Genomic DNA, 21,305 nt, shown 5'->3' with positions numbered 1-21,305 from the left:
CCTCTCCCTGACCGTTCAGAACGGAGTCGTCCCGCACGTCACTCGCTCACCGCTACGAGCCGCCAGGCGTCCTCGCGGCTCTGCCGGTCGGTGAGCACGACATCCACCCCAGGCAGGGCCTTGACCATGCGCTCCATCATCGCGGCGGACAGGTAATGGTGGTCCAGGTTGAGCCACCGCAGGTGGGTGAGCGGCTGGCCGCTGAGAAGCGCCTCCGCCCCGGCGTCGGTGAGCGAGCCCATCGACAGGCTCAGCGACTCCAGTCTGGCCACGATCGGCGCGGCGGCCACGGCGGCGGCGACCTCGTCCTGGAACTCGCCGTTCTGCAGCCTCAGGTGACGCAGCGCGGGCAGTCGCTCGCCGCTCATGATGGGCGCGAGGTCGCCGGCCGTCGCGTCGCCGCCGTAGTTCGCGATGCCGAACCACAGCTCCAAGAGCTCCAGAGCGGGCAGGTCGCATCCGGCCACCCCGCGGACGACGTCGCCGCCGAGCCCGCCGGCCTCGATCCGCAGCATCCGCAGCGCCTCGTGTCGTACCGGCCGCAGCCTGAGCCCGCTCCCGCCGCGCACCTCCAGGCGTTCGAGCTTAGGGAACGCCTCCAGCAGCGGCGTGACGTCCGCCTGCTGGATCCAGGAGATCTCGGACTCCTCCGGCGAGATCGCGCCGAGGAAGATCGAGCGCAACGCGGGCAGACGCTTGGCCTCGCCGGCCAGCCGCGCCACGATGTGATCGGCGCTCGTCTCGTAGCAGTCCTCCCACTGGCCGACGACGATGGCGGCGACCTTGGTCGTGTCGACGTGCTCGAAGAACCAGTCGAGGGTCTCGGAGACGGTTTCGGGGATGTCGGGGTCCCACTCGTTCCCGGCGAGCCGCCAGGCCACGGACCCGGCCTCCGGCAGCGGCTCCTCCTCCTCCTCGTCTTCCTCCGACCACGCCGCTTGGGCGACGGGCAGCCCGGCGTATTCCTCGCCGTAGGTCTCATAGTGGTCAGGCTGCTCGGTGTAGTTGATCATCGTTTCCATCACTCGCTCACCGCCACGTAACGCCATACCTCGCCGTCGTCCTCGTCCGGCTCCTCCTGCTCGGACAGGTCGACCTCCACACGGGGCAGGGCCTCGGCCATCCGCCGCATCATCTCGTCGGCGAGGTAGTGGTGGTGCAGGTCGAGGTGGCGCAGGTGGGTGAGGGGCTGGCCGGTGAGCAGCGCCTCGGCTCCCTGGTCGGTGAGCACGCCCATCGACAGGGCCAGTGTCTCCAGCCTGGCCACGACCGGCGCCGACGCCACGGCGGCGGCGATGTCGTCCTGGATCTCGCTGTTCTGCAGCCCCAGGTGGCGTAGCGCGGGCAGCCGCTCGCCCCGGAGAATCGGGTCGAGGTCCGCGATCGTGGTGGTGCCGCCGTATTCGTCGACGCCGAGCCACAGCTCCAGGTGCTCGAGCGCGGGAAGGTCACTGCCGGCCACGGCACGCACCACCGAGCCGTCGAGTCCACCGGCCTCGATCCGCAGCATGCGCAGCGCCTCGTGCCGGATGGGGCGCAGCTGCAGCCCGGAGCCGCCGCGGACCTCGAAGCGCTCGAGCCGCGGGTAGGCCTCCAGCAGCGGCGTGACGTCGCAGTGCTGGATCCACGAGATCTCGGCCTGCTCCTGGCTGATCGCGCCGAGGTAGAGCGCGCGCAGCGCGGGCAGCCGGGCAGCCTCCTCGGCCAGCCGCTCGACGATGCCGTCCGACGGCTTCTGGTAGCACTCCTCCCACTCGCCGATGACGATCGCGGTGACGAGGGAGGCGTCGGCCTCGTCGAAGAACGCGTCGAAGGCGTCTTCGATGTTCTTGTGCCCGCCGGGGCCCCACTCGCTCGCGCTGATCCGCCAGGCGACCGCGCCGCCGGGCGGCGGATCCGCCTTGGGGGAGTCCGTCAGGTGTGCTAATGGGAGTCCGGCGTAGTGCCGCCGGTAGCCGTCGCTCGCGTCGTACTCGATCATTGGGGGGAGTCCTTGGTCGCGGGATTGACGCGTCCTGTCCTACCAGACCCCGCCGACACTTCGATCACTCGAAAAGTTTTCTCCCCCAGCAGTCTCCCGCCCGAGCCGGGATCTTCAGTCGAAGAGCTGCTCAGCTGTGGTGACCTCGAACGACTGGTCGAGCCAGGTCTCGAGCAGGGCGAGGTCCGTGCAGCTCAGAATGCGCTCCCGGGCCGACTCCGTTACGTGGATGCCACGCCGCTTCAGGATCCTCAGCACGGACTTCGCTTCGCCCCGAGCCTCACCCTCGATTCGTCCCTCGTTTCGGAGCATCTCGGCGAACTCGGACTTGAATCGGTAGTTCTGCATGGTCATCAGGCGCCTCCAAGTCTGTCGAGCCGGGCCGGCTCCGAGACCTATTTCCGTTTGCTCGGCGATGTAATTGGCGGTGTCGGTGTCGACCGTGTCCAGCGCGACGTCCAGGGCTTCCAGTATGGCATCGACCTCGGGAGAGTGTGCGTGCGTGACCGCCGAGAACATGGCGAGCACCACGTCCTTGGACGCCTCTTCCGGATCGGTGATCCGGGGCACGTTGCCGGGGCCGAGCACGATGGGGTAGATGACCAGGCACGGGCGGCCGGGCAAGCCGATGCGCTTCGGTTCGCGGGCCCACCTGGCCGTGGTCTCGTCCTGGCAGATCACCAGGAGCAGCACCGGGCATTCGTACTTGATGTGCGCGTAGCTGATGTAGTGCGCCCACGCGGCGACCTTGCCATCGTCCTTCTGCATCTGCGACTCGATGATGACCACCTGCTTGGAGCCCCAGGGGGTCTTGAACAGCATCATCGTGTCGCAGCGCCGGTCGATCGGCTTGATCTCCGTCAGGTCGGTGTCGATTACAGCGACCTCGGACGAGGCCGGGAAGTCGATCTTGAGTATCTTGAAGGCGTGAGAGAACAGTCCAGGGTTGTCGCGGAAGATGCGATGGAGTGCCTCGTGCCGGGAGGAAGGCATGTGCGAAACGTTACCAGCCGATGACTCTCTGTGTGAGTAAATGGTCGAACAAGGTGGCGAGTTCGCCGCGCCTCGCGTGACCCGTGGGAAGACGCTTAGCCGAAGAGCGTTCTCCCCCAATAGTCTCCCGCGTCCCGGACTCCGGGCGGGCAGGCGAACAGCCCGCTGGAGACGTGCTTGATGTACTCGTTCAACGGATCGATCTTGGCCAAGCGCATCTGCACCGGCACGAACTGCTTGCGCGGATCCCGCTGGTACGCGATGAAGAACAGCCCCGCGTCCAGCCTCCCGAGCCCGTCCGAGCCGTCCACGAAGTTGTAGCCCCGCCGCAGCAAATGCGCGTTGCCGTGGAAGCTCGGGTGGGCCAGGCGGACGTGGGCGTCGGCCGCGATGGACGGCTGCCCGTCCGATCCCTTGGCGGCGAAGTCCAGCGTGTCGAACTCGCGTTTCTTGCCCAGCGGCGCGCCCTCGCCCTTGTCCCTGCCGATGATCTGCTCCTGCTCCAGGAGCGACGTGCGGTCCCAGGTCTCGATCATCATGCGGATCTTCCTGGTGACCAGGTACGTGCCGCCCGCCATCCACGCCGCGCCGTCCCCGGCCGCCGCCCACAGCTGGTCGCGCACCAGGTCGGCGTCCTCCAGCTTCATGTTGTTGGTGCCGTCCTTGAAGCCCATCAGGTTGCGCGGCGTGGCCTGCGCCCGCGACGTGGAGGAGGTCCGGCCGAAGCCGAGCTGCGACCAGCGTACGGAGACCCGGCCGAAGCCGATCCTGGCCAGGTTGCGGATGGCGTGTACGGCGACCTGGGGGTCGTGGGCGCACGCCTGCACGCAGATGTCGCCGCCGGAAATTTCGGGAATGAGCTGCTCTCCCGGGAACTTCGGCAGGTCGGCGAGGGCCGCCGGACGCTTGGCCGCCAGCCCGAACCGGTCGTCGAAGAGTGACGCCCCGAAGCCGACCGTCAGCGTCAGCCCCGAGGCCGGCAACCCGAGCGCCTCACCCGTGTCGTCCGGCGCGGCCTCCGGGGCGCCGCCCACCGCACCGAACGACCCCGCCTCCTTGCCCTGCGTCAGCCGCGCCGCCGCGGCCGTCCACTCCTGCAACAGATCGACCAGTTCGGCCCGCTTGTCGGTGGTGACGTCGAACACCAGGAAGTGCAGGCGGTCCTGGGCGGGCGTGACGATGCCCGCCTGGTGCTCGCCGTAGAAGGGGTACGGGTCGGAGGTCGAGGAGGCGTGCGCGACCGGCGGCTCGTCGAGCAGCGAGCTCGCCGCCACCGCCCCGGCGCCCACGACCGCGGCACCGGCCGCGCCCAGGCCGAACAGGCTCCTCCGGCTCATCCGCTGGCGGCTTGCCCCGGTTTCCGCCGGCGAACCTCCGGTTTCCGCCGGCGAACGCCCGGCTTCCGCGGCCGGCGACGCGGCAGGCCGCGGTTCCGCGTCCTCCGGCGTCGTGTCCTCCGGCGTCACGTCCTCCGGGGGACGCTCGGGTTCCGTCGACTTCGACATCGCGCCTACCTCCCGCTACTTCGCCACCACCGGGGCGATCTTGCTGATCGGCTCACCGAGCGCGTTGATCGCATCCGACAGCGTCTTCAGCTCGGCCTTGGACAGCTCGTTGTGCAGCTGCCAGCCGTCGCCCTTCCGGTGCACCTCCAGCGCCGCCTCGGCCGCCGCGAACTTCTCGTCCAGGGTCTTGACCAGGTCAGGAGCCCGCTCTTCCAGCACCGGCCGCAGCGACTGCACGGCCGCCTTGGACCCCTGGAGGTTGGCCGCGAAGTCCCACAGGTCGGTGTGCGACCAGATGTCCTCCTCGCCGGTGATCTTCCCGGTGGCCACCTCGTCCAGCAGCTCCTTGGCACCGTTGGCCAGGTGCAGCGGGGTGAGCTCGGCGGCGTTCGCCTTCTCGACGATGGTCTTGACGTCGGTCATCAGCTTGTCGGCCATCGGGCCGCTCTTGCTGACGTCCTTGTGGATCCACAGGTCCTTCTCGATCTTGTGGAAGCCGGTCCACTCGTCGCCCTCGGCCAGGTCAGCCTCGCGGCCGTCGATGGCCGGATCGAGGTCGCCGAAGATCTCCGCCACCGGCTCGATGCGCTCCCAGTACGTACGCGACACCGGGAACAGTGTCTTGGCCTCATCGATCTTGCCGGCCTTGACCGCGTCCACGAACTCCTGCGTCTTGACCAGCAGCGTGTCGCTCTGCGACTTCACGTAGCGCTTGTAGGAGGCGACGGCCTCGGCCAGCTTGGCGTCCGCGGTCAGCTTCTTGTGCTCGCCGCTGACCTTGAGCGGGTTGCGGATGCCCTTGCCGACCATGCCGGGCTTGCACGCGGTCTCGTACGCGCCCGCGGGCAGCTCGGCGATCAGCTCGCGAGTCAGCCCCGGCACGATGTTCTCGACCTCCGCCATGACGCGGTCGCCGGGGGCGTACACGTAGAACTCGGTCACCTTGGAGCCGCCGTTGGTGATGGCGAACGTCGTGGTGCCGGCCGCGACCTCCGACGTGGTGACCTTGCACTCGGTGTCGGACGCGGCCACGGCGATCTTCCCTGGCTTGGCGGCTCCTGACGAGGCGGGGGCGGCGGTGGTGCCGCCGGACCCGCAGGCGGTGAGGCCGGCGAGGGCGAGCGCGCCGAAGGACAGACGAATGGCGGTACGCATGATGCTCCTGTTCACGCCGCGGACGACGCGGGCGTCGGGGTGGTCTTGGCCCGCTGCGGGCGGAGGAAGAGGATGAGGGTGGGAATGAGGTACGCGGCCCAGGCCACGACCTCCAGGACGCTCGGCTGCGGCGTGATGTTCAGCATCCCCGCGAGCAGGGCGCCGTACCAGGAGTCGGCGGGGAGCGCGGTGCTGATGTCGAACGCGTACGTGTTCAGGCCCGGCAGCACGCCGGCCTCCTGCAGGTCGTGGACCCCGTACTTGAGTATCCCCGCGGCCACCAGGATCAGCAGCAGTCCTGTCCAGGTGAAGAACCTGGACAGGTTGATCTTGATGGCGCTGCGGTAGATCCCCCAGCCGATGAGGACGGCGGTGAGCACCCCCAGTGTGATGCCGATCAGCGGTTGCGCCGTCGTGGAGGCGCCCTGGGCGGAGGCGAAGAACAGCAGGGCCGTCTCCAGCCCCTCGCGGGCGACGGCCAGGAACGCCATGATGATCACGGCGGTCGAGCCCACCTTGAGCGCTTCGGAGAGCTTGCCCCGCAACTCCCCGGAGAGCGCGCGGGCCGCCCGCCGCATCCAGAAGATCATCCAGGTGACGAACACGACGGCCAGCAGCGAGGCGATCGCCTCGAACAGCTCCTGACTCGTGTACTCCAGGCGCGCTGCCGTGAAGGTCAGCAGCGCCCCGAACCCGATGGACAGCGCGACGCCGACGCCGACGCCGGTCCATACCTGGAGGAGCTTGTCCTTGCGGTCGCTCTTGACCAGGAAGGCTATGAGGACCGAGACGACGAGCGACGCCTCCAGGCCCTCGCGAAGGCCGATGAGGTAGCTGGCGAACACCGTCACTCCCGCGGGCTGAGGAAAGGCTTACCTAATTAGGGCAGCCGAAGCATACTCAGGGCAAGCACCGGAAAGCGACAGTCTGGTTATGACTCGGTGGTGTGTGACTCGTCACCCTCCGAGATTGCCGGCCAGCAGTTCGAGCAGGGGCTCGCGACGTACGCAGTGCTCCAGGAGGAACGAGTCGGCCAGCGCGACCAGCTCGTCGTCGCCGAGCCCGCGGAACAGCCCGGCGTACTCCGGCAGCAGCGCCTGCGCGATCAAGATGTGCCTGATCAGGTCGTCGCTCTGGTAGCGGGCGCCCCACGGGTACGGATCCCAGCCGGGGAATTCGGCCTCGATCAGCCGGTGCAGAGGCGCGACCACGTCCGCGGCCTCCTCCATGGTGGAGCCCCAGCGGTCCGCGCCGAGCCGCCGCTTCTTGGCGATGAAGCCGCCGAACCTGTCCAGGTACGGCCCCGCGGCGTGCACCAGCCCCTGCAGCCCCACGTCTTTGTACGTCCACAGGGACCAGCCCACGTCCTGGCCGTCGTAGATCTCCAGCTGGTCGCGCAGGATCTGGTACCGCTGCTCGTCCACCGCCGGATCTCCCGTGTAGACGGGCCCGAACTCGCCCACCCACAGCGGCGTGCCGGTCTCGCGCTGGAAGCGGGAGCGTTTGGCGAACGTGCGCTCCAGCTCGTTCCGGTCGCACCACTCGCCGCGGGTGTAGCCGGGGTAGGGCCCGCCGTGGGCGAAGCCGGCCAGGGCGTAGTCGTGCATGACGAAGACGGTGTTCTCGTACATCTCTCGAAATATCGAGAAATCGGTGGCGTACGTGTTGCCGTCCAGGAACAGGATGTGGTGCGGGTCGGCGGCCCGCACGGCCTTCACCAGGCGGTCGTAAAAGGGGCCGATCACCTTGCCCGACACGTCACCGGGCTCGTTGACGGGGTTGTAACCGGCCACCCATGGGTGGTCGCGGTAGTGGTCGGCGATGGCCTCCCACAGGTGCACCGCCCGGTCCTGGAAGTGGCGATGCTGCCAGAACGCCGCCACGTGCGTGGGGTTGTCCGAGTGCCAGTGCTGGTTCTGGGAGCCGGGCAGGGCGTGCAGGTCGATGACGCTGTAGATGCCGCGCTCGCCGAGCAGCCCGATCACCCGGTCCAGGTGGCGGAAACCGCGCTGGTCGATCTCGAAGGGCCGGTCGTCGGCCTCCCAGTGGTGGTAGTTGACCGGGATGCGCACGCAGTTCATGCCCAGCCCGGCCAGCAGGTCGGCGTCCCGCTCGGTGAAGAACGAGGTCAGCAGCCGGTCGAAGAACAACTCCGCCCGTTCCTCGCCCAGGACGCCGCGCACGGCGGTGCGCATCGAGGTCTCGTTGGCCGGGTAGCCGGTGATGAAGTTCTCCATGTTCATCCAGCCCCCGAGGCCCACCCCGCGGAGCCGTACCGGCTGGTCGTCGTCCGTGACGAGATGGGTTCCGGACACATGCAGCATGAAAGAGGTCATCCCTTCGTAGCACCGGCGGTGAGACCACCGACCAGGTGACGTTCCGCGATGGCGTAGAACCCGAGCGCCGGGACCATGGCCAGGACCAGGTAGGCCAGGATGCGGGCGGTGTCGGAGGCGTACTGGCCCTGGAACTGCTGGATGCCGAGCGGCAGCGTCCAGCTCGCCTCCTCACTGAAGACCACGAGCGGCAGCATGAAGTTGTTCCAGCTGCCCACGATGGCCAGGACCGAGACGGTGGCGATGGCCGGCCGGGCCATCGGCAGCAGGATCCGCCAGAAGAACCCGAACGGGCTGCAGCCGTCGATGATGGCCGCCTCCTCGATCTCGCCCGGGATGCTCCTGAAGAAGCCGCGCAGGATGATGATCGTCAGTGGCAGCCCGAAAGCGGCTTGCGTCAGGATGACGCCGAGCGGGTTGCCCAGCAGGCCGAACGTGCGCAGCAGCACGAAGATCGGCAGGATCGCCACCGCGAACGGGAACATCAGCCCCGCCGTGAACAGCGTGAACAGCGCCTCCCTGCCGCGGAAGGCGTACCTGGCGAAGATGAACCCCGCCAGCGCCGCGAACCCGACGGTCAGCACGGTCGTGATGACGGCGATGAACGTGCTGTTCCACATCTGCAGCCAGAACGAGCCAGAGCCGAGCACTTCGGTGTAGTTCGCGGTCACCCACGCTTCCGGCAGCCCGAAGGGGTTGGCGGACAGCTCGCTGTTCTCCTTGAACCCGCCGAGCAACGCGTAGACCACCGGGATGAGGATGAACGCGCCGACGATCCACGCGATCGCGTGCAGGGGCAGCGTGTTCTTCCCGGCCTGGGACTTCTTCCGATGCATCACCGGCGGCCTCCCATGGTGGTGGTCGCGCCCGCCAGGTCGCGGCGCATCACGAAACGCTGGTAGAAGAGGGCGAAAACGAGGCTGAGCACGAACATCACGACGCTGATCGCGCTGGCGTAGCCGACCTGGGAGCGCTTGAAGCCGTACTCCATCATGGTCACGGCCATCGTCTCGGAGGAGTGCGACGGCCCGCCCTGGGTGAGGATCCAGACCAGGTCGAACAGCTGGATCGTGTAGATGACGGTCAGGAAGATGCTGATCCTGATCGTCGGCCCGAGCAGCGGCAGCGTGATGTGCCGGAACGTCTTCCAGGTCGAGGCGCCGTCGATCTGTGCGGCTTCGATGAGCTCGTTCGGGATGTTCTGCCGGCCGGCCAGATAGATCATCATGTGGAAGCCGAAGTACTTCCACGTCATGACCAGGAACAACGACGGCATCACGGTGCCGGGATCGGCCAGGAACTCCGACTCGATCCCGAACACCGACAGCAGCTCGTTGGCAATGCCCGAGCCGGGCGAGAGGATCAGCGAGAACAGCACGCCCGTGATCACTTCGGAGAGCACGTACGGCGCGAAGAACACCACCCGGTACAGCGCCCGCCCGCGGATGCGCTGGTTCAGCAGCATGGCGATGGCCAGCGAGAACGGCAGCTGGATGCACACCGACAGCAGGACCAGCACCAGCAGGTGCCACAGGTCCTGCCGGAAGATCTCCGTGCTGAACAGCCGGGTGAAGTTGTCGAACCCGATGAAGTTGGTGGGCAGGCCCCCGAACCCGTTCCACCGGAACGCGCTGGAGTAGATCGCCACGAGGATCGGGGCCACCACCAGCAGGAGGAACAGCACGAGGGCGGGCAGCAGGAACAGAGTGATCGTCAGCCACCGGCCGCGCCGCTTGGCGGCGGGGGCGGGGGCCGGAAGCATGACCGCCTCCGGCCCTCGGATGAGTGTCGTCATTCTTCTGTCTTCGCCACTTCGGTGATGTCCTTGCCGACTTCCTCCGGCGTCTTGGTGCCGCCGATCAGTTCGGCCACGCTGTCGTTGACCTGCTGGCCGACGGCGGGCGGGTACGCCTGGTCCAGGTAGAGCTGGTAGCCGCCGGCGCTCGCCAGCATGGTCGCCACCTGCTTGAGGTTCTCGTCCTTGACCGCGCTTTCCTCGCCCTTGAGCACCGGCAGCACGCCGCCGGACTCCACGGCCTTGGAGTGGTTGCCCATCTCCGTCATGAACTTCACGAACTCCACGGCCTCCTTCGGCGCGTCCGCGCCCACGGCCAGGCCGCCGCCCCCGCCGAACGCGTCCGCGGCCGATCCCTTGCCGCCCTCGACGGCCGGGAAGGGGAAGAAACCGAGGTCGTCGCCCAGGCCCTTGCCCGCGTCGGCCTGCACGACAGGCGCCCACTGGCCCATCAGCTCCATGGCGGCCTTGCCGTTGCCCATCGTGGCGGCCTGCCCGTCAGGGGTGCCGTAGCCCGCTCCGAGGTAGCCCTTCTGGAACGGCTGCAGGTCGGCGAGCGCCTTGACCTGCTGTCCCGCGGCGATGAAGTCGGGCTTGGTGAAGTCCTTGTCCACGGCCGCCTGCTTGAGCGCGTCCAGGCCGGCGATGCGCATGGCGAGGTAGGCCCAGTAGTAGTGGCCGGGCCACTTCTCCTTGCCGGCCAGGGCGATCGGGGTGACGCCGGCCGCCTTGAGCTTCTTGACGTCCTCAAGGAGCGCCGCCCAGGTGGCCGGAGGCTGGGTTATGCCCGCCTTCTCGAAAAGTTTCTTGTTGTACCAGAAACCGACCATCCCGATGTCGGTGGGCAGTCCGTACGTCTTGCCGTCGATCTGGTACGCGCTCAGCGCCGCCGGCGTGAAGGTCGGCAGAACGTCGGCGACGTCGTTGGAGATGTCCTTGACCAGCCCCGCGTCGACCTGCTGCTTCAGCACGCCGCCGCCCCACGTCGCGAACAGGTCGGGCGCCTTGCCCGACTGCGTGATCGTGGTGAGCTTCGCCTTGTAGGCGTCGTTCTCCAGGACGGTGGCCTTGATGGTGACGTTGGGGTTCTTGGCCATGAACTCCTTGGCCCGCTGGGCCCACAGGGACTTGAGCGGCTCGGAGGTCGACAGGTGCCACCACTCGAGCGTGACCTTCGCGGGCGAGCCGCCGCCCTGGTTCGGCTGTGAGGACGCGGTTCCCCCGCCGCCACCACCACAGCCGGCCACGAGCACGGCGGTCGCCATCAAGACCAAACAGCGTTTCATTAGGGGCCCCTTCTCGGCGTGGCGAAAGTTTCGTGAACCCCCCGATAGTTTCTTCAGCCGGAGCTTAGGTAAACGTGATGTAAAGCGTCAACACCTCGAGGGAGAGCGACGCCAAACCGAAACTTTCGGATACACTCCCGATCGTGTCAGCGAAGAGGCGGGTCACGATCGCAGTGATCGCGGAAGAGGCCGGGGTGTCCATCCCCACGGTCTCCAAGGTCATCAACGGACGCCCGGAGGTCGCTCCGGCGACCCGCCACCGGGTCGAACGACTGCTCCAGGAGCACGGCTACCAACGCCGCGTCAGTCAGGACGACACTCCGGCCGGCCTGGTCGACCTGGTCTTCGCCGAGATCGAGTCGCCATGGGCCATGGAGATCGTGCGCGGCGCCGAGAGCGCCGCCCACGAGGCAGGGGCCAGCGTCGTCATCTCGGTCCTGCACACCCACGCGGGCCCCGGCCGTGACTGGCTGGAGCGCCTGGCCGCCCGCCGTACGGACGGCGTGGTGATCGTCGCCTCCCGCCTGTCGACCGGCATCCAGGCCCAGCTCAGCTCGCGGTCGCTGCCGTTCGCGGTGGTGGATCCGGAGGGCGAGCCGGCTCCCGGCGTGGTCTCGGTGGGGGCGACGAACTGGAACGGCGGGCTGGCCGCGACGCGCCACCTGCTGGAGCTGGGTCACCGGCGGATCGGGATGATCAGCGGACCGGCGGACATGCTGTGCAGCCAGGCGCGCATCGACGGCTACCGCGCGGCGCTGGAGACGGCGGGTGCCCCGCTCGCGCCCGAGCTGGTGAGGCGGGGGACGTTCCTGGTGGAATCGGGTCACGACGAAGGTCACGCCCTGCTGTCCCTGGACGAGCCGCCCACGGCCATCTTCGCCGGCAGCGACCTGATGGCGTTCGGCGTGTTCGAGGCCGCCCGTCAGCGGGGGCTGCGCGTGCCGGAGGACCTGAGCGTGGTCGGCTTCGACGACCTGCCGCTGGCCAAGTCGGCCTGGCCGCCGCTGACGACGGTACGGCAGCCGCTGCAGGAGATGGCGGCGCTGGCCACCCGTACGGTGCTGGCCATGGGGCGGGGAGAGGTGCCGGAGACCAAGCGGGTGGAGCTGGCCACGGAACTCATCGTCCGCGAGAGCACCGCCAGGTACGCGTAACCGGTCCGCCTGTGGTCGACTGTGGCGCGGACCGTTCCGCCGGACACTCTCTGTTACTGTGTGACACATAAAGATTACTGTGTGTCATATCGGGAGGTCCTGTGAAGATCGCCTGCGTCGGCGGCGGACCCGCCTGCCTCTACTTCTCCATCCTGATGAAGCGGGTGGACCCGTCCCATGACATCACCGTCTACGAGCGGAACCCGGCCGGGTCGACCTATGGCTGGGGCGTGACCTACTGGGACGAACTGCTCGCCCTTCTCCACGCCGCCGATCCCGAGTCCGCGCGTGCCATCAGCGAGAGCTCGCTTCGCTGGGACAGCTGGGTCATGCACGTCCGCGACCGCGCGACGGTGACGGCGGAGCAGGGAGAGGTGGGCTACGGCATCGGCCGGCGTCAGTTGCTCGGCATCCTCGCCGGGCAAGCGCGCTCCCTCGGCGTACGCATCGAGTTCGAGCGCGAGATCGCCGGTGAGGAGGAGCTGGCCGATGCCGACCTCGTCGTCGCCGGTGACGGTATCAACAGCACGCTGCGTGAGCGCCACGCCGGCCATTTCGGCACCGAGGTCGCGGTCGGGCGGAACATGTACGTCTGGCTCGGCACCACCAAGGTCTTCGACTCCTTCGTCTTCGCCTTCACGCCGACCGCACACGGCTGGATCTGGTGTTACGGCTACGAATTCAGCAAGGACCACAGCACCTGCGTCGTCGAGTGCTCTCCCGAGACCTGGCGGGGACTCGGGCTCCACGAGGCGAACGAGGCCGACAACCTGGCCCTCCTGGAGAAGCTCTTCGCCGACGTACTGGACGGGCACCCGCTGATCGGCCAGGCGAGCGCAGGCGGCGGCGCACGCTGGCAGAACTTCCGTACCCTGACCAACCGGACGTGGCACCGCGGCAACCTCGTCCTGATCGGGGACGCCGCGCACACCACGCACTACTCCGTCGGCGCGGGCACCGCCCTCGCGCTGGGGGACGCCGTCTCCCTGGTCGGCGCGTTGCACGGGGACTCGCGGCTCGAGCTCGCCCTCGCCCGCTACGAGCGGCAGCGCAAATCCGCGATCCGCCGCACTCAGAGAGCGGCCCGCCACAGCGCCCAGTGGTACGAAAACCTTCCGCGTTACATCGACCTTCCTCCCGAGGAAGTGTTCGCGCTGCTCACCCAGCGGCACTCCGTGCTGCTCCCGCACGTCCCGCCACGGCTGTACTACCGGATCGACCGCACGGCCGGGCATCTCTTGTCACTGCACAGGCTCACCGACTGGCTGGGCTCGAAGATCGCCCGGAGGTGATCGCGCGGTTTGTCAGGCTTCCGGACGACCGTCGTCGGCCCGGTGGACGCGGGTCCAGGTGGCGCCGCACCCGCAGCGGTATTCCTCGACCAGCTCACCCTCCTCGGTGATCGCCAGGCCGTCGCGGACGCGGACGTGGACGTGCTCGCTCATGACGTCTTACTCCGGGGGTTCGGCGGGGGCTTCGCGCAGCGTTTGTGCAGCTCACCGTAGGTGTGCCCAGAGTACCGGCGGCCGGTCTCCGCTGAGCCCGGCACTCCGGCCCTTCGGCGCGGTCAGTGGAACAAGGACCTGCGCGGCTGCCGGCCGGTCAGGCTGCCGATGCAGCGGTAGAAGCGCACCCCGTCCTCGTACTGCGCCTGCGAGGGCGGCATGACGTCGGCCCGCCACCCGGCGGCCGCGATGTTCCTGGCCGTGCCGACCCGGCTGGCCAGCAGCACCGTGCGGCTGCACGCCCGCTTGACCGTCGGGTGCTTGGCGAGGTCCTGCTGCACGTACGTCTCGGCGTCCTTGGGAATCGGCGCCACCGCGAACGTCTCCCACGCATGCGTCTCCTCGCAGCCGAGCCGCCTGGCCTTCGTGTCGCCCGCGATGATGACCAGGCCGCCCCAGCACTCCGACTCCCGCACGCAGGCCGCTCCGGCGCCGCGAACCCTGGCGGCCGGGCAGTTCTCCGTGTACGTGTCCAGCCCCGTGAACACGCCGGCCGGCTTCCGCGCGGCCTTCTTCTCCGTGGTCGTCGCCGTGGCGCCGGGCCGGCCCTGCCCGGTCTCCGGCCCCTGCTGGATGAACTGGTTGTAGATGATCACTCCGCCGGCTGTGACGATCACCAGGGACAGGGCGGCGATGATCGCGACCAGGGCCTTGTTGACGCCGCGCGGCGGGGGCGGCATGGTGTCCGGCCGGCTGCCCGGTGGCGGGTTCGTGTGCTGCTGCATGCCCCCCGGGAACTGCGGCGGAAACGGGGTGCCGGCCTGCGGGGACATCGGCGGGCTGACGGGCGTGGGCACGGACCGGGCGTACGGCTCGGCGTGGCCGCCAGAGGGTGAGCTGAGCGGCGCGGCGCGATGGCCGGCCGAAGCCGCGGACGGTGCGGCGTGCGACGGGACGGATGGCGCGGCGTGCTGGTTGAGGGGAAGGGCGGGTGGCGCCGCGTGGCGGCCCGAGCGCGCGTCCAGGGAAACGGCGGCGAGGGCCTCGCGGAAGGCGGCGGCGCTCGGGGTGCGTTCCCGCGGGTCGCTGGCCAGCGCCTGCCGCAGCACGGCGCTCAGCTCCGGCGGCACCCCCGGGATGTCCGGGACCGGGAGGCGGTGCAGGGCCAGGATCATGGCCAGATTCGGCACGCCGCTCTCCGGGAAGCGGGGCGGGCGGCCGGACAGCAGGGCGTAGACGGTGGCCGCCAGCGCGTACACGTCGCCGGCGGGGCTCGGCTCGGCCAGTTCGAAGGCCTCGGGCGGCGCGTACGACGGCGTCAGGGACTCGCGGGTGACCGACGCGTCGGGCCCGGACGCGGGCATGGTGGCCAGGCCGAAGTCCGACAGCGCGACCTGACCGTACCGGTTGATGAGGATGTTGCCCGGCTTCACGTCGCGGTGCAGGACGCCCTGGGCGTGTGCGGCGGCCAGCGCGTCGGCGATGCGTACGCCCACGTCGCGGGCGTCCGCCGGGCCGACCCTGCGCCCGGCCAGCGAGCCGCCGGGGCACAGCTCGAGCACCATGTACGGCCGCCCGTCAGGCAGCAGGCCCGCGTCGTAGACCGGCACCACGTGGGGATGGCCGGACAACGCGCCGGCCGCGGTGACCTCGCGGATGAAGCGGCGACGGTCACGGTCGGACAGCAGGACCCGGTTGTCGACCTTGAGCGCGACCTCGCGGCCGACGGCCGATTGCCGGGCGAGATACACCACCCCGAAGCCGCCCTGCCCGAGCACGCCCTTGATCTCGTAGCCGGGCACGGATAATTCGGACACGCGCGGAAGCGTACACGGTGTGCCGTGATCAGGCCGTGCGACCACGCTGCGGTGCCGGCGAGCACCGCGCCCGCCGGCCGAAGCCGGGCGATGGCGGCCGGCCCAGCAAGAACAGCTCCACCCCGTTCACCTTCAGGACCCTTGCCCACGGGGGTCGGTAGGGTCGTGCGACGTGACGACGGAGTTGGAGCACCTTGCCGTACGCCTGCGCGAGTTCGCCCGGGCCAGGGACTGGGAGCAGTTCCACACGCCGAAGAACCTGGTGATGGCGCTGGCGGGCGAGGTGGGGGAGCTGGTGGCCGAGTTCCAGTGGCTCACCGCCGACGAGTCCAGGAGCCCCGATCCCGACACGCTGGCCAGGATGCGGACGGAGCTGGGCGATGTGACGCTCTATCTGGTCCGGCTGGCGGACGTGCTGGGCGTGGACCTGGTGGCGGCGGCGCGGGACAAGCTCGACGACAACGACCGCCGCTACGACGCCGCGCGCTATCGCGGCTCGGCCAGGAAGGCGCCGCCCTCGCCGGAGACATGAAGATCGCCGGAACGGCCGAACAGGCCGGTCCGGCGACCGCGTCGGAGGGTCACGCCGTGGCGTCGTGCCGGCGCAGCACCGCGATCGTGACGACGGCCAGGCTGACGAAGACGACCGTGCTGACCGCGGCCACCGTGTTGAGCCCGGTGGTGAAGGCGGCGCGGGCCAGTTCGAGCACGTCGGGCAGGTCCTTGGCGGCCGTCACCGCGGCGGAGATGCTCTCGCGGGCAGCCTCCACCGGCAGCCGGTCGGGGAGCTCGCCCCGGTAGACCGCGGTGCCCAGGCTGCCCATGGCGGCCACGCCCACCGCGACGCCGAACTCGCCGCCCGTCTCCGACAGCGACGCCACGGACCCGGCCTTCTCCGGAGGCGCGACCGTCATCATCACGCCGCTGCCCACGCCCATCGGAAGCGCGATGCCGGCGGAGGCCAGGACGAGACCGGTCACGACCAGCCCGGTGCCGCCCGTGCTGGGCACGAACGTGTGCAGGAAAAGGCCTGCCGCGCCCAGCGCCAGCCCGCCCGCCATCACGTACGCGGCATCGACGCGACGCGCGATCGCCGGGGCCACCGTCAGGGCCACGATCATGGCGATGTTCTGCGGCAGCAGCCACAGCCCCGCCTCCAGCGGCGACAGCGCCTCGACGGTCTGCAGGTACTGGGTGGTCATCAGCGTCGTGCCCGCCATGACGATGCCGCCCAGCAGCATGATCCCGATCGTGGCGGCGAAGGCGCGGTTGGCGAACAGGCGCAGGTCGAGCAGCGGGTCCGCGAGACGGTGCTGGCGGCGGACGAACACCACGCCGAACGCCGCACCGGCGATGATCGCCGCGACGGCCACCGGGTCCCAGCCGCTCCTGGCGACCTCCTTGAGCCCGTACACGACCGGCAGGATCGTCGCCAGCGACAGGGCGACGCTGGCCAGGTCGAGGCGGCCGGCGCCCGGGTCGCGGTACTCCGGAAGCAGCGTACGGCCGGCCACCAGCACCAGCACCATGAACGGCACCCCCATCACGAACACCGACCCCCACCGAAAGTGCTCCAGCAGCACCCCGCCCACCAGCGGACCGATCGCCATGCCGAGCATGAAGCAGGCGTACCAGAGCCCGATCGCGGTGCCCATCTGCTTGCCGTCCCTGAACATGTTCCTGATCAATGCCAGCGACGACGGCAGCAGCGTCGCCCCGGCGACCCCGAGCAGCGCCCGGGTGGCGATCAGCATCTCGGCGTTCACCGAGCACGCGGCCAGCACGGACGCCGCGCCGAACGCCGCCGCGCCGATCATCAGGAGCCTGCGCCGCCCGATCCGGTCCCCCAGCGTGCCCATCGTGACCAGGAAGCCGGCCAGCATGAACGAGTAAACGTCCATGATCCACAACTGTTGCGAGGCGGTGGCGCCGAGGTCGGCGCTGAGGCGCGGGAGCGCCAGGTAGAGGACGCTCACGTCGACGGAGAGCAAAAGCGCCACGGAGGCCAGGACCGCCAGTCCGGTCCATTCGCGTCGCCCGGCGCGGATATCGCTGATCTCGGTGTTCATCTCATTCCCCTTTCCGTTTGGCTTCACGGTGCTCGAAGGGGCTTCCGATGTTCTTTTCGCGGGCTTAAGGCCGCACATAAGGTGACGAGCATGCGTTTTGGGGTGCTGGGCCCGCTGGGAGTGTGGACGGACGCCGGTGAGGCCGTCACGATTCCCGGCCTCAAGGTACGGGCGTTGCTCGTGGACCTGCTCGTCCACGAGGGCCATCCGGTCTCCGTGGACCGGCTGGTCGACGACCTATGGGGCGAGGAGCCGCCAGGGAATCCGGCGGGCGCGCTGCAGGTACGCGTCTCGCAGCTGCGCAAGGCGCTCGAGGACGCCGAGGCCGGAGGCAAGAACCTCGTGGTCTCCCGCGCCCCCGGCTACCTGCTGCGCCCCGACCCCGGCGCCCTGGACGCCGAGCGTTTCGCGGGGCTGCTGACGCAGGCCGAGGCCGCCGACAGCCCGCGGACCAAGTCCAGGCTGCTGGGTGAGGCGCTGGCGCTGTGGCGAGGGCCCGCGTACGCGGACTTCGCCGACGAGGAGTACACCCGGTCGGCCATCCTCCGGCTGGAGGAGCAGCGGCTGTCGGCGCTGGAGCAGCACGCCGAGGCCAGGCTGGAGCTGGGCGAGCACGGGCTGCTCGTGGGCGAGCTGGGCGACCTGGTGGCCCGCTACCCGCTCAGGGAGCGGTTGCGGGCCGTGCACCTGCGTGCCCTCTACCGGGCGGGCCGGCAGAGCGAGGCGCTGGCCAGCTACGCCGAGCTGCGTGAGCGGCTGGCCGACGAGCTCGGCCTCGACCCCGGGCCCGAGATCGTCGCGCTCCACCAGGCGATACTCGGGCAGGACCCGTCGCTGAGCGTGCCCGCCGACCGGCCGCTGACCAACCTGCCCGCCGCCGTCAGCAAGCTGATCGGCAGGGACGAGGCGCTGGCGGAGGTGTGCGCGCTGCTCGAGGAGGAGCGGCTGGTGACGCTCACCGGCAGCGGCGGGGTCGGCAAGACCCGCCTCGCGCTGGAGGCCGCGAACCGGCTCCTGGACGGCTTCGCCGACGGCGCGTGGCTGGTCGAGCTCGATCAGGCGGTCCAGGTCGACCTGCACCAGGCGTCCGGCGCGGAGCCGCATCAGCCGTCGCGCACCCCCGCGGAGGCAGTCATGGCGGCATTGGACATCAGGGAAGGCACGGACTCCGCCGATGTGACGGGCCAGCTGGCGGGCGCGCTCAGGCAGCGCCGGATGCTGCTCGTCCTCGACAACTGCGAGCACGTGGTCGAGCCCGTCGCCGAGCTGGCCGAGCTGCTCCTGCGGGCCTGCCCGGGCCTGCGGATCCTGGCCACCAGCAGGGAGCCGCTGGCCGTGGACGGCGAGGTGCTGTGGAGCGTGCCGCCGCTCGACGTGCCCGCGAGCGCCGACCTGACGGTCATGGCGCGCTCCGACGCGGTCAGGCTGTTCGTGACCCGCGCCGCCGCCTCCGCCCGCGGCTTCGCGCTCGACGCGGGCAACGCGCAGTCCGTCGTCCAGCTGTGCCGGCGGCTGGACGGCATCCCGCTGGCGCTGGAGCTGGCCGCGACCCGGGTGCGGGCGCTGGGCGTGCACGGCGTGGTGGCCAGGCTGGACGACAGGTTCCGGCTGCTGGCCTCGGGGCAGCGCGGCGCGCCGGCCCGTCAGCAGACGCTGACCGCGGTGATCGACTGGAGCTGGGACCTGCTGTCCGACGAGGAGCGCCGCGTCCTGCGCCGCCTGGCCGTGCACGCCGAAGGCTGCACGATGGAGGCCGCCGAGGCGGTGTGCGGTGACCCGGACTTCGGCGAGCCTGGCCTCGACGTGCTCGACCTGCTGACCCGGCTCGTCGACCGCTCGCTCGTGGTCGTGGCGGACTCCCCGGCGGGGGTCAGGTACCGGCTGCTGGAGTCGGTGTCGGCGTACTGCGTCGCCCGGCTGTCCGACGCGGACGAGCTCGACCGGGTACGCCACGCGCACCTGCGCCACTACCTCACGCTGGCCGAACGCGCCGAGCCAGGACTGCGCGGGCACGAGCAGCGGGACTGGCTGCTGCGCCTGGACGCCGAGGCCGCCAACATGCGGACCGCGCTCGACACGGCCATCGCCCGCGCGGACGGTGACAGCGCGGCCCGGCTGGTGAACGCCCTGTCGTGGTACTGGTTCCTGCGCGGCAGGCTGGCCGAGGGCAGGCGGTCGCTGGCGGCGGCGCTGTCCGTGGCAGGAGAGCTCTCCGCGCCCAGGGCCAGGGCGGCGGCCTGGCTCGCCGGGTTCGCGATCACCCTCGGCGAGCAGGTCGAGTGGCGCCCCGCGCTCGAGGCCGTCGAGGAGCCCGGCGACCGGGCCAGGGCCGAGCTGTTCATCAGCATGCATGTGCCGGACATGGCGACCGGGCAGGAGCTGATGCGACGGGCGCTGACCACCTTCCGGGCCGTCGGCGACCAGTGGGGCGTGGCCGTGGCGCTCTCCAGGCAGGCCATGGACGCGTTCACGCAGCGGGACGTCGAGGCGCTGGAGCGGCTGGCCGGGGAGAGCGTCCGGCTGTTCACCGAGCTCGGCGACCGCTGGGGGATACTGCGGGCCACGGAGTGGCTGGCGACGGTGGCCGAGATGGCCTACGACACCGAGCGGGCCAACCGGCTGTTCGGCGAGGGGCTGCGGATGGCCGAGGACCTCGGCCTGTGGCCCTCGGTCGCCACGCACACCGCCTGGCTCGGCTGGATCGCCATGCAGAGCGGCGACTACGACCGTGCCATCGAGATCTCCGAGCGGGCCAGGAAACTGGCCACCGACCAGGGGTACCGGGACGGCGTGACCCAGGCGGAGCTGGGCCTGGCCTTCGCCGCGTTCCGGGCGGGCCGGCTTGAGCTGGCCGAGACGGTGCTGCTCGGCATGCTGGAAGGGGTGCCGCGCGGCCCGGACGTCGAGCCGGCCATGTTCCTGCCGGACGTGCTCACCGAGCTGGGCCGCCTGGCGGAGGTGCGCGGCGACCCGGCCGAGGCGCTGGCGCTGCAGCGGGAGGCGCTGGTGGCCTCCCAGCGGATGGGCGACCCCAGGTCGGCCGCGTACGTGGTGGAGGGCGCGGCCTCGGCCTCAGGGCCGACCGAGAAGGCCGCCAGGCTGCTCGGGCTGGCGGCGGCCGCCAGGGACCACCACCAGACGCCCCTGGGACCGTGGGAGCGGGCCGAGGTCGAGCGGATGACGGCCCTGGCACGGGACGCGCTGGGGGAGGAGGCGTTCGCCGCCGCGTACGCCGACGGCGCCGCGCTCAAGCTGGACGACGCCCTCAACCTGCTGTGACGTGCTCGGCCAGGCGGTCCAAGAACTCCATCCAGCCCGCCTGCTCGACGTTGACGCCGCGCTGGCGGAAGCGCATCTCGGTCTTCCCTCCCGCGTCCGTGAAGTCGATCGTCACCACGGACGCCGGCCCGTCGCCCGGACTTTCGGGATCGCCCGTCGTGAACACCAGCCGCGCGGGCGCGCGCACCTCGCGGTAGGTGCCGTCGAGCAGCACCTCGAACCCCTCGCCGCCCACCAGAGTGGCCCGCCAGAGCCCGCCGGGCCAGGCGTCCAGGGTGATCCGGCCGACCGGCGTGGCCATCATCCGGGGGCCGAACCACCGGGAGAACCGCTCGGGCTCCGTCCACGCGGCCCACACCAGTTCGCGGGGCGCGTCGAGGACACGGGTGATCTCGAATTCGACGGTCTGGGTCATCGCTGCCGTCCTTCGTGCTCGGATTCCGATGTCCCCAAGGTGCCGGGCCGCGCTTACGATCCCCTTCCCGCCGCC

18 protein-coding genes are annotated in these 21,305 nt (G+C 70.1%); 4 read left to right on the top strand and 14 right to left on the bottom strand.

The window, feature by feature from the left end; translation table 11 throughout:
• Window positions 1-38: 38 nt before the first annotated feature.
• From ACIBX3_RS01975 to ACIBX3_RS01930, 10 genes are all read right to left on the bottom strand, one after another.
• Window positions 39-1,022, bottom strand: a complete 984-nt coding sequence (locus ACIBX3_RS01975; protein WP_397112089.1) for an STM4015 family protein — start codon at window positions 1,020-1,022, stop codon at window positions 39-41.
• A complete protein-coding gene (locus ACIBX3_RS01970) occupies window positions 1,022-1,981 on the bottom strand; it encodes an STM4015 family protein (RefSeq protein ID WP_397112087.1) in 960 nt (319 codons plus the stop codon). The genes ACIBX3_RS01975 and ACIBX3_RS01970 overlap by 1 nt, the downstream gene beginning before the upstream one ends.
• A gap of 114 nt (window positions 1,982-2,095) precedes the next feature.
• A complete protein-coding gene (locus tag ACIBX3_RS01965; protein ID WP_397112085.1) occupies window positions 2,096-2,974 on the bottom strand; it encodes a hypothetical protein in 879 nt (292 codons plus the stop codon).
• Between the two features lie 95 nt (window positions 2,975-3,069).
• Window positions 3,070-4,311 (bottom strand): iron uptake transporter deferrochelatase/peroxidase subunit, encoded by a 1,242-nt coding sequence (gene efeB, locus ACIBX3_RS01960; RefSeq protein ID WP_397112083.1) that lies wholly within the window; start codon window positions 4,309-4,311, stop codon window positions 3,070-3,072.
• Between the two features lie 183 nt (window positions 4,312-4,494).
• Window positions 4,495-5,634 carry an iron uptake system protein EfeO gene (efeO, locus tag ACIBX3_RS01955; RefSeq protein ID WP_397112081.1) on the bottom strand — a complete coding sequence of 380 codons (1,140 nt, stop codon included), beginning with the start codon at window positions 5,632-5,634 and terminating at the stop codon, window positions 4,495-4,497.
• Between the two features lie 11 nt (window positions 5,635-5,645).
• Complete coding sequence (gene efeU, locus ACIBX3_RS01950) at window positions 5,646-6,479, bottom strand: iron uptake transporter permease EfeU (protein WP_397112079.1); 834 nt, start codon at window positions 6,477-6,479, stop codon at window positions 5,646-5,648.
• A 111-nt stretch (window positions 6,480-6,590) separates the two neighbouring features.
• Window positions 6,591-7,958: a glycoside hydrolase family 5 protein gene (locus tag ACIBX3_RS01945; protein ID WP_397112077.1), complete on the bottom strand. Its 1,368-nt coding sequence runs from the start codon at window positions 7,956-7,958 to the stop codon at window positions 6,591-6,593.
• 8 nt (window positions 7,959-7,966) lie between these two features.
• Complete coding sequence (locus tag ACIBX3_RS01940; protein WP_397113359.1) at window positions 7,967-8,806, bottom strand: carbohydrate ABC transporter permease; 840 nt, start codon at window positions 8,804-8,806, stop codon at window positions 7,967-7,969.
• Window positions 8,806-9,765, bottom strand: a complete 960-nt coding sequence (locus ACIBX3_RS01935) for a carbohydrate ABC transporter permease (RefSeq protein ID WP_397112075.1) — start codon at window positions 9,763-9,765, stop codon at window positions 8,806-8,808. The genes ACIBX3_RS01940 and ACIBX3_RS01935 overlap by 1 nt, the downstream gene beginning before the upstream one ends.
• Window positions 9,762-11,051, bottom strand: a complete 1,290-nt coding sequence (locus tag ACIBX3_RS01930; RefSeq protein ID WP_397112073.1) for an extracellular solute-binding protein — start codon at window positions 11,049-11,051, stop codon at window positions 9,762-9,764. The genes ACIBX3_RS01935 and ACIBX3_RS01930 overlap by 4 nt, the downstream gene beginning before the upstream one ends.
• A gap of 143 nt (window positions 11,052-11,194) precedes the next feature.
• On the opposite strand from ACIBX3_RS01930, the gene ACIBX3_RS01925 reads away from it, so the two are divergent.
• Together ACIBX3_RS01925 and ACIBX3_RS01920 are read left to right on the top strand one after the other, a co-directional pair.
• Entirely contained in the window at window positions 11,195-12,205 is a 1,011-nt protein-coding gene (locus ACIBX3_RS01925) for a LacI family DNA-binding transcriptional regulator (RefSeq protein WP_397112071.1), read from the top strand.
• Window positions 12,206-12,306: 101 nt separating this feature from the next.
• Window positions 12,307-13,497 (top strand): FAD-dependent monooxygenase, encoded by a 1,191-nt coding sequence (locus ACIBX3_RS01920; protein WP_397112069.1) that lies wholly within the window; start codon window positions 12,307-12,309, stop codon window positions 13,495-13,497.
• A gap of 12 nt (window positions 13,498-13,509) precedes the next feature.
• Here ACIBX3_RS01920 and ACIBX3_RS01915 read toward each other — a convergent pair whose 3' ends face one another.
• Together ACIBX3_RS01915 and ACIBX3_RS01910 are read right to left on the bottom strand one after the other, a co-directional pair.
• Complete coding sequence (locus ACIBX3_RS01915) at window positions 13,510-13,650, bottom strand: hypothetical protein (protein ID WP_397112067.1); 141 nt, start codon at window positions 13,648-13,650, stop codon at window positions 13,510-13,512.
• A 122-nt stretch (window positions 13,651-13,772) separates the two neighbouring features.
• The gene (locus ACIBX3_RS01910) at window positions 13,773-15,467 is read right to left on the bottom strand and encodes a protein kinase (protein WP_397112065.1); all 1,695 of its coding nucleotides are present in this window, start codon (window positions 15,465-15,467) and stop codon (window positions 13,773-13,775) included.
• A 172-nt stretch (window positions 15,468-15,639) separates the two neighbouring features.
• On the opposite strand from ACIBX3_RS01910, the gene ACIBX3_RS01905 reads away from it, so the two are divergent.
• The gene (locus ACIBX3_RS01905) at window positions 15,640-15,999 is read left to right on the top strand and encodes a nucleotide pyrophosphohydrolase (RefSeq protein WP_397112063.1); all 360 of its coding nucleotides are present in this window, start codon (window positions 15,640-15,642) and stop codon (window positions 15,997-15,999) included.
• Window positions 16,000-16,048: 49 nt separating this feature from the next.
• Here ACIBX3_RS01905 and ACIBX3_RS01900 read toward each other — a convergent pair whose 3' ends face one another.
• Window positions 16,049-17,536, bottom strand: a complete 1,488-nt coding sequence (locus ACIBX3_RS01900; protein WP_397112061.1) for an MFS transporter — start codon at window positions 17,534-17,536, stop codon at window positions 16,049-16,051.
• A gap of 90 nt (window positions 17,537-17,626) precedes the next feature.
• On the opposite strand from ACIBX3_RS01900, the gene ACIBX3_RS01895 reads away from it, so the two are divergent.
• The gene (locus tag ACIBX3_RS01895; RefSeq protein ID WP_397112059.1) at window positions 17,627-20,815 is read left to right on the top strand and encodes a BTAD domain-containing putative transcriptional regulator; all 3,189 of its coding nucleotides are present in this window, start codon (window positions 17,627-17,629) and stop codon (window positions 20,813-20,815) included.
• On the opposite strand, the gene ACIBX3_RS01890 is transcribed toward ACIBX3_RS01895, so the two are convergent.
• Window positions 20,802-21,230, bottom strand: coding sequence for an SRPBCC domain-containing protein (locus ACIBX3_RS01890; RefSeq protein WP_397112057.1), 429 nt, complete (start codon window positions 21,228-21,230; stop codon window positions 20,802-20,804). The two genes, ACIBX3_RS01895 and ACIBX3_RS01890, sit on opposite strands and share 14 nt — an antisense overlap.
• Window positions 21,231-21,305 lie beyond the last annotated feature (75 nt).

The sequence above is a fragment of the Nonomuraea sp. NPDC049480 genome, assembly GCF_044465905.1.
Classification (GTDB): domain Bacteria; phylum Actinomycetota; class Actinomycetes; order Streptosporangiales; family Streptosporangiaceae; genus Nonomuraea.
This window is presented reverse-complemented; position numbering and strand designations above follow the sequence as displayed.

What these genes read in the sequence shown, in the direction of transcription:
- ACIBX3_RS01975 (WP_397112089.1), bottom strand. Translation starts at nt 1,022, where the DNA reads ATGGAAACGATGATCAACTACACCGAGCAGCCTGACCACTATGAGACC.
- ACIBX3_RS01970 (WP_397112087.1), bottom strand. Translation starts at nt 1,981, where the DNA reads ATGATCGAGTACGACGCGAGCGACGGCTACCGGCGGCACTACGCCGGA.
- ACIBX3_RS01965 (WP_397112085.1), bottom strand. Translation starts at nt 2,974, where the DNA reads ATGCCTTCCTCCCGGCACGAGGCACTCCATCGCATCTTCCGCGACAAC.
- efeB (WP_397112083.1), bottom strand. Translation starts at nt 4,311, where the DNA reads ATGAGCCGGAGGAGCCTGTTCGGCCTGGGCGCGGCCGGTGCCGCGGTC.
- efeO (WP_397112081.1), bottom strand. Translation starts at nt 5,634, where the DNA reads ATGCGTACCGCCATTCGTCTGTCCTTCGGCGCGCTCGCCCTCGCCGGC.
- ACIBX3_RS01945 (WP_397112077.1), bottom strand. Translation starts at nt 7,958, where the DNA reads ATGCTGCATGTGTCCGGAACCCATCTCGTCACGGACGACGACCAGCCG.
- ACIBX3_RS01940 (WP_397113359.1), bottom strand. Translation starts at nt 8,806, where the DNA reads ATGCATCGGAAGAAGTCCCAGGCCGGGAAGAACACGCTGCCCCTGCAC.
- ACIBX3_RS01935 (WP_397112075.1), bottom strand. Translation starts at nt 9,765, where the DNA reads ATGACGACACTCATCCGAGGGCCGGAGGCGGTCATGCTTCCGGCCCCC.
- ACIBX3_RS01930 (WP_397112073.1), bottom strand. Translation starts at nt 11,051, where the DNA reads ATGAAACGCTGTTTGGTCTTGATGGCGACCGCCGTGCTCGTGGCCGGC.
- ACIBX3_RS01915 (WP_397112067.1), bottom strand. Translation starts at nt 13,650, where the DNA reads ATGAGCGAGCACGTCCACGTCCGCGTCCGCGACGGCCTGGCGATCACC.
- ACIBX3_RS01900 (WP_397112061.1), bottom strand. Translation starts at nt 17,536, where the DNA reads ATGAACACCGAGATCAGCGATATCCGCGCCGGGCGACGCGAATGGACC.
- ACIBX3_RS01895 (WP_397112059.1), top strand. Translation starts at nt 17,627, where the DNA reads ATGCGTTTTGGGGTGCTGGGCCCGCTGGGAGTGTGGACGGACGCCGGT.
- ACIBX3_RS01890 (WP_397112057.1), bottom strand. Translation starts at nt 21,230, where the DNA reads ATGACCCAGACCGTCGAATTCGAGATCACCCGTGTCCTCGACGCGCCC.